Genomic DNA, 12707 nt, shown 5'->3' with positions numbered 1-12707 from the left:
TAGTGAATAAAGTTTAAAAGAATAAAAGGTTGTTTTTGTTTTATGGCTTTTCTAATCACTGACTTAATCATAAAATCATTTCGCCACTAAGTGAAAGGATCAATGCGTGACAGATCATCAAGATGTCGATTTTGTAGAGTTAAGTGATGAAGAGATGCATCTCTATAGCCGTCAGATTTTACTTGATGGATGGGATATTGAAGCTCAAGAAAAACTTAAACTCGCTAATATCCTGATTGTTGGTGCCGGAGGGATAGGTTGTAGTAGTGCAGAGTTATTGGCACGTGCAGGAGTTGGGAAAATAACACTCATTGATGCAGATACAATCGAAGTGAGTAATCTACAACGCCAGATTGCATTTGGTTATGAAGATATTGGCCGTTATAAAGCAGAAATTTTGGCAAAACGATTACAGAAAATTAACCCTTATATCTCTGTTGAATACTATAACGAACGTTTAGATGAACATAATATTGATGAACTCATTGCACACCAAGATGTCGTGTTAGATGGCTGTGATAACTTTACAACGCGTTATCTGGTAAATACAGCTTGCAAGAAATATCAGGTCGCATTAATTAGTGCTTCAGCAATTGGTTTTCAGGCACAAATGTTTATGGTGGAAGGCGATTCTGCGTGTTATGAATGCCTTTTTCCAAAAGAACAGCATGCCAATGAAGGGCTACGTTGTGCTGAGTCAGGAGTACTTGCTACTACTCCTGTAATGATAGCGTCATTACAGGCTCATCACACTTTGTTGTATTTAGGGCTTAATCGTACCCCCTTAAAACAGAAACTGTTGCTGTGGGATGGATTAAATATGACACAACGTCTTGTTAGTTTTGATAAAGATATAAATTGCCCACTTTGTCAGGCAAGCTAGTCAGCAAGTGAAATAAAATTTGCTACACTCAACCTGAATGTTTTGGTTTTGAAGAAATATGAAAAAAAATATTTTGTTTGATGGGCTGCGTTCAGTTGCCCGTATTGGTGAAACAGCAGTGGTTGCCGCTAAAGCTGGTATTAAATACGCAACTGAAAAACCAAGTAATGCCAAACTTATGAGAGAAACTTTTGAGTCGCTTGGCTCGACTTACATCAAACTTGGACAGTTTATTGCAAGTACGCCATCGCTTTTCCCTCGTGAATATGTAGAAGAATTCCAAGGTTGTTTAGACCAGACCCCAACTCTGCCATTTAGCTATATTCAAGAGGTTCTTGCTTCTGAGTTTGAAGGGCGAGATTTAAATCAGATTTTTAGCTATATCGATGAAAAGCCATTAGCTTCTGCTTCAATTGCTCAGGTTCATGCGGCTAAACTGACCACTGGCGAAGATGTCGTTATTAAAGTACAAAAGCCTGGTGTTGAAACCATTTTATATACAGATTTAAATGTTGTGCATTGGGCTGCTAAATTACTTGAACGCGCAGTACCAAAGATCAAGTTTGCTGCTCTTTCTGATATTGTTGATGAAATTAAAACCCGTATGGTGCGTGAAGTTGATTTCATTGAAGAAGCTCAAAACTTAGATGACTTTGTAGAATATTTAAATATTTCTCAAAACCATGCTGCGACTGCGCCTAAAGTTTATCATCAGTTTTCTACACGCCGTGTTTTAACCATGCAGCGTTTATATGGTGTGTCTTTGACAGATTTTAGTGTGGTAAAACAATATGCTAAAGACCCATCACAAGTGCTTATTACAGCAATGAACACATGGTTTGGTAGTCTAATGCTCTGTAAGAGTTTCCATGCAGACTTACATGCCGGAAACTTAATGTTGCTTGAAGATGGACGAATTGGTTTTATTGACTTTGGTATCGTAGGTCAGCTAAACCCAGAAGTTTGGACAGCGTGTATGGCCTTTATGGATGCATTGCAAAAAACAGATTATCAGGCAATGGCAGAAAACATGCTGAAAATGGGTATGACCCATAACAAAGTTGATGTGGATGTATTGGCTCAAGATTTAGAGCGCTTGTTTAATGGTGTTTTGATGGCTGATCCGCAGCAAATTCTGTCTACCAATCCTGCCGATTTAAACGACATTATGATGGATATGGTGGGTGTGGGTGAGCGCCACGGTATTAAATTCCCTCGAGATTTTGCTTTATTATTTAAGCAAATGCTTTATTTTGATCGTTTTATGCGCGTACTCGCACCATATACTGATATTTATGCAGACCAACGTTTGAAAATGGTTCAAAATATGGAACCTGCTTCGTTATTAAAGCACTAAGGTCAGTTTGAATTTATGGATGCCATAATTATTGAAGGTTTAAAGGTGGAAACAGTCATTGGCTGTTTCAACTGGGAAAGACAAATCATTCAACCTTTAATGTTGGATTTAACCATTCATAATGATTTGAGCCGCGCTGCACAGTCTGACAAACTTGAAGATACACTCAATTATGCGCAGATTTGTGAGTTGTCGGCTCAAACGATTCAAGATGCTAAGCCTGAATTAATAGAACATGCAGCACACTTGGTTTTGCAAAGCTTGTTTGAAACTTTTCCAACAGTTGAAAAAATTACCATAACCATCCGTAAGCCCGCCATCATTGCAGAAGCTAATGCTGTAGGAATTCGTCTTGAACGCACCAGAAACAATTTTTGCGCTCGCTCTGGCGAGTAATTTAGACGCAGAACAACACTTTAATTTTGCTTATAAGCAATTAGCAACATTGGGGAAAGTGCAGTTTTCATCTGTTTATCAAATTCCATGCCGAGATGGTATTGGAGATGATTACTGGAATTCAGCATGTCTATTAAAAAGTACTTTAGCCTGTGAACAAATTGAATCTTTTCTCAAGAAACTTGAGTCAGATTCTGGTCGTGTTCGTCCATCGCATCATATTTCTTTAGATGTAGATTTGATCGCATGGGGAAATGATCTGGACCATATGCAATTTAATTCTAAAAAATTACCTTTAGCACTTGATGTAAAAATCCCTTTATATGAGCTTTGGCATTGTAAGACTTTAAAGGCTGATAGCACGCTTTATCCAGTCGTTAATTTTAAAGTTTAGATTCTTTTAAACTAGATTTTACGTAAAATTTACGCGGTCTTTGAGTTCCTCAATAGAGAATTTACGAGCATTTTACCCATACTGAAATTCACTAAATTAGTGTTATTTCAGGACAATAAAGATGCTTATAAATTCTCAAATGCGCATCTTGCATCAGTCAGGCATTGTTTTATGCGGACTCAAAAAAAATGATATTTCTTCGTTTCTTCTTATTTCCAGTTTGGCAAATCAAGCCTTGGAATATAAAGGAGAATAGCCATGTTAGAACTTATACTTGTTTTATTTATTACTATTTTTTTAGCATGGTGTCTGAGTAAATATCTATCCAAAGTGATGGCAAATCAGCCGATGTGGGGTGATGGATTATTTCGTTGGATTGAAAATCCTGTTTATCGCTTGTTAGGTATATCTCCACAACAACAAATGAACTGGAAACAATATTCTTTAGCATTTGTTGTTAGCTGTGTCTTTCTGGCTGTAGCCGTTTTCGCTATTTTCATGACGCAAGCATGGCTACCATTAAACCCAAATCACGCACCAAACATGAGCTGGGATTTAGCATTACACACGACTATTTCATTTTTAACTAATACCAATCAACAGCATTATTCTGGCCAAGCTCAATTGTCTTATTTGTCGCAAATGACTGGTATTGTGGGCTTACAAGTCATCACACCAATGATGGGGCTAGCTTTAGTTGTTGCGACTTTAAGAGCTTTCTTTTATCAACGTCCTAGCCATATTGCAGCAGATGTTGCTGAACAGCCAGATCAAATTTTAATTGGTAACTATTGGGCAGATGTGATCCGCCCTACAGTACGTTTCTTGCTTCCACTTTGTTTTGTCTGGTCATTATTGCTCAATAGCCAAGGCGTGCCAGCAACTTTTCAGGGCGGACCCGAAGTACAAGTTATTGATAAAGCGAATACAGTACAAACCCAAAAAATTCCATTAGGACCAGTTGCCCCAATGGTGGCGATTAAGCAATTAGGTAGTAACGGTGGGGGCTGGTATGGTCCAAATAGTGCTGCACCTTTAGAAAATCCAACGCCACTATCTAACCTCTTTGAAATGATTGCGATTTTACTCATTCCAATGACAGTCATTTTTATGGTGGGGCATTTTACCCAACGCAAAAAATTTGCCTACTTTGTGTTTGGTAGCATGCTTTTGATGTCAATTATTTCAGGTGCTGCAGCTGTCTGGTCTGAAAGTATGTCATCGACGGCATCTCAAATTGCCGTAATGGAAGGTAAAGAGCAACGATTCGGAGCTGCGTCATCAGCAGTTTGGGCTGCGCTTACCACACAAGTGAATAATGGTTCGGTCAATATGATGCACGATTCTTCGGCACCTCTCACTGGGCTGGTTGAACTCATTAATATGTTGATTAATGCCATTTGGGGTGGTGTGGGCTGTGGTCTGCAACAGTTTATGGTTTATCTGTTACTTGCGGTATTTATTGCAGGTTTAATGACAGGCCGTACGCCTGAGTTGTTTGGGCGCAAAATTGAAGCCCCAGAGATCAAGTTACTTGCAATTATTATCTTGATTCAGCCTCTTATCATTCTTGCTTTTACAGCTCTAAGTGTCAGCATTCCGGGCTTATCTGGCATTACAAACCCAGGGCCACACGGTATTACCCAAGTGTTCTATGAATATGTCTCTGCATTTGCCAACAATGGTTCAGGCTTTGCAGGCCTTAAAAATACTACAGTCTGGTGGAATGTCACTTGTAGCATTGCACTTATTTTAGGGCGCTTCCCAGCTTTAATTTTGCCATTAATGATTGCGACACGTTTAGCAGCAAAAAGAAAAGCACCCGAAACAACAGGTAGTCTTCAGGTTGAAACACCAACTTTTGCGTTAACACTGATTACGATTGTTGTGTTGCTTACCTTATTACAATTTATGCCAGTTCTTGTCCTTGGGCCAATTGCCGATCAACTTTTGTTGGTTAAAGGCTAAGGAGGCGAGTGAAAATGAATACACAAACTCATGTAAATAGCCATAAAACAACTGTGGCAGTACCAACTTTTGAAGTTTGGAAAAATGCTTTTGTGAAATTGCTACCCCAGCATGCAATTAAAAACCCAGTTATGGCAATTGTATGGCTTGGAACAGTGATTACTGCTCTAAGTACCTTAATGGGATATGCCACCCTAGTGTTTGGCTTGGTCGTCACAGCAATTTTGTTTATTACGATTTTATTTGCTAACTATGCTGAAGCGGTTGCAGAGGCTAGAGGTCGTGGACAGGCATCTTCATTGCGTGCAGCAAGAGAAAACTTGACTGCTCGAAGACTCAATTCTTTGACCGACCGTCAAACGACTCAAATTCCAGCAACTGAACTTCACTTAAATGATTTTATTGAAGTACATGCAGGTGAGCTTGTTCCAGCCGATGGTGAAATTGTAGAAGGTTTTGCCACGATTAATGAATCGGCTGTTACAGGTGAGTCAGCACCTGTGCTACGTGAAGCAGGAACAGACCGTTCAGGAGTCATTGGCGGAACCAAAGTACTTACAGATCGTATTGTCGTACAAATCACTGCTGAGTCTGGTCAAAGTTTCTTAGACCGTATGATTGCTTTGGTTGAAGGTTCAAACCGTCAAAAAACACCAAATGAGATTGCACTTGGTTTCTTATTAATGGTGATGACACTCACGTTTTTAATTGTCGTGATTAGCCTGCCGTTTATTGCTCATTATCTGCATATTGAACTTGATCCAGTCGTGCTTGTGGCATTATTGGTTTGCTTGATTCCAACAACAATCGGCGGTTTGTTACCTGCGATTGGGATAGCGGGTATGAACCGTGCTCTCAAAGCCAACGTTTTAGCGAAATCAGGTAAAGCTGTCGAAGTTGCTGGTGACATTGATGTGCTTTTACTCGATAAGACAGGAACCATTACTTATGGTGACCGTCAAGCGACCTCATTTTACCCTTTAACTTCTGTGAGTGAGTCTGAGTTAAGAGCTGCTGCTTGGGTAAGTTCACTTGCCGACCCAACACCAGAAGGAAAATCAATTGTTAAGTTAGCAAAAGAACAGGGTCTAAAACAGCAAGAACCTAAGCAGGCCGAATTTATCTCTTTTAGTGCTTCAACTCGAATTTCTGGCGTGAATTTACCTAATGGTGACCAGATTCGTAAAGGTGCTTTAGATGCGATCTTGAAGTTTGTAGATGAAGATTATTCTCAAGATTTAGAGTTAAAAGCGCGTGTTGAACAAGTTGCCAAAAAAGGTGCAACACCATTGGTTGTCGCAAATCAACATCATGTATTGGGCGTCATTGAACTCTCAGATGTGATTAAACACGGCATTAAAGAACGTTTTGCCCGTTTAAGAGAAATGGGCATAAAAACCGTCATGGTCACAGGTGATAACCCATTAACTGCTGCCGCGATTGCTGCTGAAGCAGGGGTGGATGACTATATTGCCGAAGCAAAACCAGAAGACAAATTGGCCTGTATTCGGAATGAACAACAACAAGGTCGTTTAGTTGCGATGGTTGGTGATGGAACCAATGATGCACCGGCATTAGCGCAGGCCGATATTGGTTTAGCTATGAACTCGGGTACACAAGCTGCCAAAGAGGCCGGCAATATGGTCGATTTAGACTCTGACCCGACCAAATTGCTGGCTGTGGTTGAAATTGGGAAACAGCAACTTATTACTCGCGGCGCTTTAACAACGTTTTCTTTAGCAAATGACGTGTCTAAATACTTTGCCATTTTGCCTGCACTATTCGCGGCCGCAATACCGCAAATGCAAGTATTGAATGTTATGCATCTAGCGAGTCCAAATAGTGCGATTTTATCTGCATTAATTTTTAACGCGATTATTATCCCGCTATTAATTCCAATTGCACTTCGTGGTGTCAAATTTAAACCTTCAACTGCAACTCAGTTACTACGTCGAAATATGTTGATTTATGGTGTGGGTGGTGTGGTTTTACCGTTTATTGCCATTAAAGCAATTGATGTTGTGATTGTTCAATTATTTGGTTTGTAATCTGGAGTTTGAAATGAAAACTTATGCACAAAATTCAGAAGCAAATTTGGGTCAGACCTTAAGAGCATCTTTAGGACTCCTAATCTTTACCTTGGTTGGTTGTGGTGCTGTTTATAGTGCTATCGCTACAGGTGCTGGACAGGTTTTATTTAACAATCAGGCCAATGGTAGTTTGATCGAAATAGATCATAAAGTTTTAGGGTCAAAATTAGTTGCTCAGCCATTTGTTGGAGAGGCTTATTTTCATCCACGCCCTTCAGCAGTTGCTTATGATCCAATGTCTATGGGGGGTACAAATTTAGCCCTCACGAATCCAGACCTGCAAAAACAAATTGATGCTCAGATTCTTGAAGTGAAAAAACAGGATCATACGGGTAACACACCTATTCCAAGCGATTTGGTGACTAAATCGGGTAGTGGTATCGATCCTCATATTAGCCCAGAAGCCGCTCAATTACAGGTTGCTCGAGTGGCTCAAGTTCGTCATTTAGAACCTAAAGCTGTGGAAGAACTATTACAAAAGCATATTGAACCAGTTCAGTTTGGTGTATTAGGGCAAGCTCGTGTTAATGTATTAGAACTAAATATCGCTTTAGATCAATTACAATCTACACATTAACTTAAAAATAAAATTGTTAGTTTACCGGATGATATCAAGTGCAAAGCAATCGCGAAAATCAGGCTGAAGCCTTATTAAATCATGTCAACAGATATCAAGCCGGTCGACTAACGGTCTTTCTCGGTGCAGCGCCTGGCGTTGGTAAAACCTATGCCATGCTTGCCCGCGCTAAAGAGTTATTTCAACAAGGCACAGATGTTGTTGTTGGTATTGTTGAAACCCACGGAAGAATAGAAACTCTAAAAATTTTGGAAGGGTTGCCTCAAATTGCTAGAAAGGAAATGCAATATCAGGGGCATACTTTAGAAGAAATGGACCTAGATGCCATTTTACTTAGGCATCCAGAAATTGTTTTGGTTGATGAGTTGGCTCATCGCAACATACCAAATAGTCGCCATGAGCGACGTTGGCAAGATGTTAATGAATTGTTAGATGCGGGTATTGATGTATTCACGACCATCAATATTCAGCATTTAGAAAGTTTAAATGATGTGGTGCACCAGATTACTGGCATTAGAGTAAATGAAACTGTGCCAGATCGAGTGTTTGATCGTATTCGAGACATTCGCTTAATTGATTTACCCGTTAGTGAGCTTATTGAAAGACTTCATCAAGGAAAAGTCTATGTGCCCGAGCAAGCAAATCTGGCGTTACAAGGCTTTTTTAGCATTTCGAATTTAACTGCACTACGTGAGCTAGCAATGCAATGCGTTGCTGAGCATGTTGATTCAGATTTAAAAGAAAGCTATGTCTCTAAAGGTTTAAAATCTATATCGTTGCAAAATGAATTAATGATTGCGATAGATGGGCAAGGCTCTTCTGAGTATTTAGTACGGGCAGGTTGCCGTTTAGCAGAACGTTATGGGGCTACATGGACTGTAGTGAATGTAGCTAAGAATCTAGACTTTGGACAGAGTTCAGGAAATTCATATAAAAAAGAATATATCGAAATTGACCGTGCGTTTGAACTGGCCCGCCAACTAGGTGGCCGTACAGAAGTTTTATATGGGCATCGAGTTGCGTCAGTATTAATGGATGCGGCAGTTGATCGGGGAATTTCAAATCTTGTTATTGGCAAAAGTATCTCACCATGGTGGTTAAAATTATTTAAGAAAAATTTAGCTCAGCAATTATTGAATCAAGAAAACTCAATTGCCTTAACCATTTTGCATCCAGAACAAGGTACTAAAAAAACAACTCAGCTTGAAAAGCCATCATTTCTATCATTAAAAGAAAGTATTTTTGTTCTAGCTGTTACGTGTGCCAGCATTTTTGTAGCTCACTTTGCTGAAGTTTTATTAGGGATTGAAGACTTTTCTGTCATTTTTATTATTTCAGTTTTAATTGTAGCAACGAAAACTAGAATGCTCGCTGCGGTAGTGGCAGCGTTAATCTGTTTTTTATCTTATAATTTTTTCTTTATTGCCCCCCGTTTTACTTTTCAGATTTCAGCACACCAAGGGGTAGTGACCGTTGTTGCTTTTTTTGCAGCAGCTTTAATCGCTGGACGCTTGGCTTCTCAATTACGTCAGCAGGTTTTGTCTTTAAAAGCTGCCAATGTCTATACTACGGTGATGCAGGACTTGGCGCGTAAACTCTCTAGTGCCGTAAATCTTGAAGAAGTTATGCAAACAGGTCGTATGACTTTAGAAACACAACTTCAAACTAAGGTGTGGATTTGTATTCAAGATAAAGTAATTTCATCTGATGTTGAGTTAAACGATAAAGAAAAAGTGGCAGCAGATTGGTGCTTAAAACATCAACAACCGTGCGGACGTTTTACCGATACACTTAGCCAGTCAAATTGGTGGTTTTTACCACTTTTAGAACAAAAAAATAGCCTAGGTATAGTCGGAATTTATTTTAAAAATGAAGTGGTTTCTTTAAATTTTGAGCAAAAGAAACTGACGGAAAGTGTAATTGAGTATATTGCGCAGGCAGCACTTCGAACTCAATTAGTGAATGAACTTGAACAGGCAAAAGTAACCAGTGAAACAGAACGCTTACGTTCTGCTTTATTATCTTCGGTATCTCATGATTTACGTTCGCCACTTGCTTCTATTATTGGAGCAGCGGACACACTTGCTAATTTTAAAGCTGACATGTCAGAACAAGACCAACAAGATTTACTTGAGACGATTCATTTAGAAGGTGAGCGTTTAGACCGTTATATTCAAAACCTGCTTGATATGACCCGTTTGGGGCATGAAGGTTTAACTTTAAAAAGAGACTGGATTGGGATAGATGAGTTAATCGGTTCGGCAACCCGCCGTTTAAAGCGCTATAAACCAGATACCCAAGTCATAGTTCAGTTGCCTGAACAAACGATTAGTTTGTATGTTCACCCAGCACTGGTAGAACAAGCCATTTTTAATGTTTTAGAAAATGCGGCAAACTTTTCACCCCCAGATGAACCTGTCATGATTCGCGCTAATCTTTCATCAGAAGATGAAGTGAAAATAGAAATTGAAGACAGAGGTGTGGGAATTCCTGAAGAAGAAAGACACCGTATTTTCGATATGTTTTACACGATGGAGCGTGGAGACCGTGGAAAATTTGGTACTGGTTTGGGCTTAACGATTGTAAAAGCAATTATTGGCGCTCATATGGGAACAATAGAGGCATTTGCAGGACGACAAAAAAAAGGTACTCTAATTCAAATAAGATTACCCCTTCATCCAATAAAAGAATAAGTTGTAAATTCATGATAAGTCCAGAAACATCTCCAGTAGAAACACGTATTGTGATTATTGATGACGAGCCTCAAATCCGTAAATTTTTAGATATTGCTTTAAGAACACAAAAATACAAAACCATGCTTTGTGAGACTGGGTATAAAGGTCTAGAAGCCTTGGCAACACAAGGTGCCGACTTGGTTATTCTAGACTTAGGCTTGCCAGATTTAGACGGTAAAGAAGTACTGCAAGAATTACGTAGCTGGTCAAATATTCCAGTGATTGTGTTATCTGTACGTGCCGATGAATATGAAAAAGTTGCCTTGCTAGATGCTGGCGCAAATGATTACATGACCAAGCCTTTTAGTGTACAAGAGCTGTTAGCGCGTATACGCGTTATTTTAAGAAATCAACCCATTCAGCAAGAAGCGCATGTTTATGATGATGGCTACCTAAAAGTCGATGTTACACAACGTTTAGTTTGGATTGAGCAACAGCCAATTACTTTAACTCGAAAAGAATTTCAGCTTTTGACGCTATTAATGCGCTATCAAGGACAGCTTTTAACACAGCCCCAGCTCCTAAAAGAACTCTGGGGGCCAACCCATCAAGAAGATACTCACTATTTACGTATTTTAGTGGGTAAGTTGCGCAGTAAACTAGGGGATAACGCAATTCAGCCACGTTATATCGCAACTGAGCCAGGTGTTGGTTTGAGATTCTTATCTAAACAAAAAGTTATGAATTAAATAAAAAAAACCTTAGGGAATTTCTCCCTAAGGGATTGCAAAGTGGTTTATAGTTTTTTTGCTTTTTTTTATTTATATATCCCAATGTTGTTCTGCTTCAGTCATTTGACTATAAATATTTTGATACTCTGCCTGTTTAACTGTGTACCAATGCTCGACAAAGTCAGCTCCCAAATATCCTTTTAAAATAAGGTTCCCTTTAAATATTTTTAAGGCTTCTTGTTGATTATTGGCTAATAAAATGTGCTCATCTGGAAATTTTAAAAGATGTGCAGGTTTGGGCAGCGGTAATTTATGAGATAAGCCGTAATACACGCCGGCTAAAATAGTAGCTGTAACCAGATAGGGGTTACAGTCAGCTCCAGCAACCCGATATTCTAAGCGTTGATTTTGTACATCTGAGCATGGAATGCGGATGGCCACATTACGATTATTGGTATCCCAATTGGCTTCTAATGGCACATGATGACCAATTTTAAAACGTCTATATGAATTAATATTAGGCGCTAAAATAGCCATAGATGCTGGCATTAACTCAATTAGGCCACTAATCGCACTAAGTAGTTTGGGCGAAGGTTTATCTTTTTCTACTTCCGAACTGAATACATTTTCATTGTATTGATTAAGCATGCTCATATGAAAATGCATGCCACTACCAGCCTTTGATAAGTTTGGTTTAGCCATAAAACATGCAGTTAAGTCATGTTTTCTTGCGACTTGTTTTACAATTCTTTTTAAAGCATTAATTTGATCACAAAGCTTTAAAATATTATGGCTATGTTGAAGATTTAATTCGTATTGTCCTGGGGAAGACTCTGCCACTATCGCTGTAATTTCAATAGATTGCAGTAAAGCGGCTTTTTCTACTTCTTCTAAAACCTGTTGATAGTTTGTTGGTGCATCTATATCAAAACATTGCTTTTCTAAGCACGGTTCATTTTGATGATGGGGTGAAAAAAGATAAAACTCTAGTTCAGCAGCCATGACCGGAAAATAATGGACAGTCTGTAACTGATTTAATAATTTTTTTAATATATTGCGTGGCTCATAGCGACAGTCTGTGCCATCTTCTTCTTGCATTGATAAGTAAAGCTGGGCATTCAATTCAGGGGTTAAAGCACTGGGTTGTAAACTAGCTAAAATGGGCACGCATAGTCTGTCTGGTTCACCAATATATTTGCCTAAACCTGTTTCTTCAATAACTTTTCCATCGAGGCTCATTGCATAAACGGAAAGCGGGAAATAACATCCGCCAGAGAGATTTCTTAGACTTTTAACATCAATCCGTTTCCCACGAATATGTCCATTTAAATCATGTAGACAAATATCAATATGTTGAGTCTGAGGATATAAACTTAAATAGTCATCAACTTCTTTCAAAAACAGTTCTGAGTTGAAAGTATGATCTTGTATCGGTGAAATAAAATCATCTGATATTTTAAATGCCTTAAAGTGAGAATCTTTTAAGTTTAAATTGGGGTAAATAAGCGTACTCATTATAAGAAACCTTGGTGGTTATTTTGCTAAAATCCTACCTTAGCCTTTGAAGTTAATCGCGTAAAAAAAGAGTAAAATGATTAAAGTACATTTTAAAAAAAAATTATAATTTTTTGTTAAA

Annotated in this window: 10 protein-coding genes; 9 read left to right on the top strand and 1 reads right to left on the bottom strand. The window is 38.8% G+C overall.

Translation table 11 applies throughout. The annotated features are described in order from the left end of the window. Positions 1-106: 106 nt before the first annotated feature. The 9 genes from I5515_RS01355 to I5515_RS01315 all read left to right on the top strand — a co-directional run bounded on the left by I5515_RS01355 (position 107) and on the right by I5515_RS01315 (position 11089). Positions 107-883 carry a HesA/MoeB/ThiF family protein gene (locus I5515_RS01355; protein WP_199964406.1) on the top strand — a complete coding sequence of 259 codons (777 nt, stop codon included), beginning with the start codon at positions 107-109 and terminating at the stop codon, positions 881-883. Between the two features lie 58 nt (positions 884-941). Continuing rightward, on the top strand, positions 942-2240 hold the full coding sequence (locus I5515_RS01350) for an ABC1 kinase family protein (protein WP_199964405.1): 1299 nt from the start codon (positions 942-944) through the stop codon (positions 2238-2240). A 15-nt stretch (positions 2241-2255) separates the two neighbouring features. Then, the gene (folB, locus tag I5515_RS01345; protein ID WP_199964404.1) at positions 2256-2636 is read left to right on the top strand and encodes a dihydroneopterin aldolase; all 381 of its coding nucleotides are present in this window, start codon (positions 2256-2258) and stop codon (positions 2634-2636) included. Further along, positions 2593-3030, top strand: coding sequence for a 2-amino-4-hydroxy-6-hydroxymethyldihydropteridine diphosphokinase (locus I5515_RS01340; protein ID WP_199964403.1), 438 nt, complete (start codon positions 2593-2595; stop codon positions 3028-3030). The genes folB and I5515_RS01340 overlap by 44 nt, the downstream gene beginning before the upstream one ends. 258 nt (positions 3031-3288) lie before the next feature. After that, on the top strand, positions 3289-4998 hold the full coding sequence (kdpA, locus tag I5515_RS01335; RefSeq protein WP_199964402.1) for a potassium-transporting ATPase subunit KdpA: 1710 nt from the start codon (positions 3289-3291) through the stop codon (positions 4996-4998). Positions 4999-5006: 8 nt separating this feature from the next. Continuing rightward, positions 5007-7046, top strand: coding sequence for a potassium-transporting ATPase subunit KdpB (kdpB, locus tag I5515_RS01330; protein ID WP_199964401.1), 2040 nt, complete (start codon positions 5007-5009; stop codon positions 7044-7046). Positions 7047-7059: 13 nt separating this feature from the next. Continuing rightward, complete coding sequence (gene kdpC, locus I5515_RS01325; protein ID WP_199964400.1) at positions 7060-7665, top strand: potassium-transporting ATPase subunit KdpC; 606 nt, start codon at positions 7060-7062, stop codon at positions 7663-7665. Positions 7666-7703: 38 nt separating this feature from the next. After that, a complete protein-coding gene (locus I5515_RS01320) occupies positions 7704-10358 on the top strand; it encodes an ATP-binding protein (protein WP_199964399.1) in 2655 nt (884 codons plus the stop codon). Positions 10359-10369: 11 nt separating this feature from the next. After that, positions 10370-11089, top strand: a complete 720-nt coding sequence (locus I5515_RS01315) for a response regulator (RefSeq protein WP_199964398.1) — start codon at positions 10370-10372, stop codon at positions 11087-11089. 72 nt (positions 11090-11161) lie between these two features. On the opposite strand, the gene I5515_RS01310 is transcribed toward I5515_RS01315, so the two are convergent. Continuing rightward, positions 11162-12586, bottom strand: coding sequence for a glutamine synthetase family protein (locus I5515_RS01310; RefSeq protein WP_199964397.1), 1425 nt, complete (start codon positions 12584-12586; stop codon positions 11162-11164). Positions 12587-12707: the final 121 nt, after the last annotated feature.

The sequence above is a fragment of the Acinetobacter calcoaceticus genome, assembly GCF_016508255.1.
Taxonomy (GTDB): domain Bacteria; phylum Pseudomonadota; class Gammaproteobacteria; order Pseudomonadales; family Moraxellaceae; genus Acinetobacter; species Acinetobacter calcoaceticus_E.
This window is presented reverse-complemented; position numbering and strand designations above follow the sequence as displayed.

What these genes read in the sequence shown, in the direction of transcription:
- folB (WP_199964404.1), top strand. Translation starts at nt 2,256, where the DNA reads ATGGATGCCATAATTATTGAAGGTTTAAAGGTGGAAACAGTCATTGGC.
- I5515_RS01350 (WP_199964405.1), top strand. Translation starts at nt 942, where the DNA reads ATGAAAAAAAATATTTTGTTTGATGGGCTGCGTTCAGTTGCCCGTATT.
- kdpC (WP_199964400.1), top strand. Translation starts at nt 7,060, where the DNA reads ATGAAAACTTATGCACAAAATTCAGAAGCAAATTTGGGTCAGACCTTA.
- I5515_RS01315 (WP_199964398.1), top strand. Translation starts at nt 10,370, where the DNA reads ATGATAAGTCCAGAAACATCTCCAGTAGAAACACGTATTGTGATTATT.
- kdpA (WP_199964402.1), top strand. Translation starts at nt 3,289, where the DNA reads ATGTTAGAACTTATACTTGTTTTATTTATTACTATTTTTTTAGCATGG.
- I5515_RS01310 (WP_199964397.1), bottom strand. Translation starts at nt 12,586, where the DNA reads ATGAGTACGCTTATTTACCCCAATTTAAACTTAAAAGATTCTCACTTT.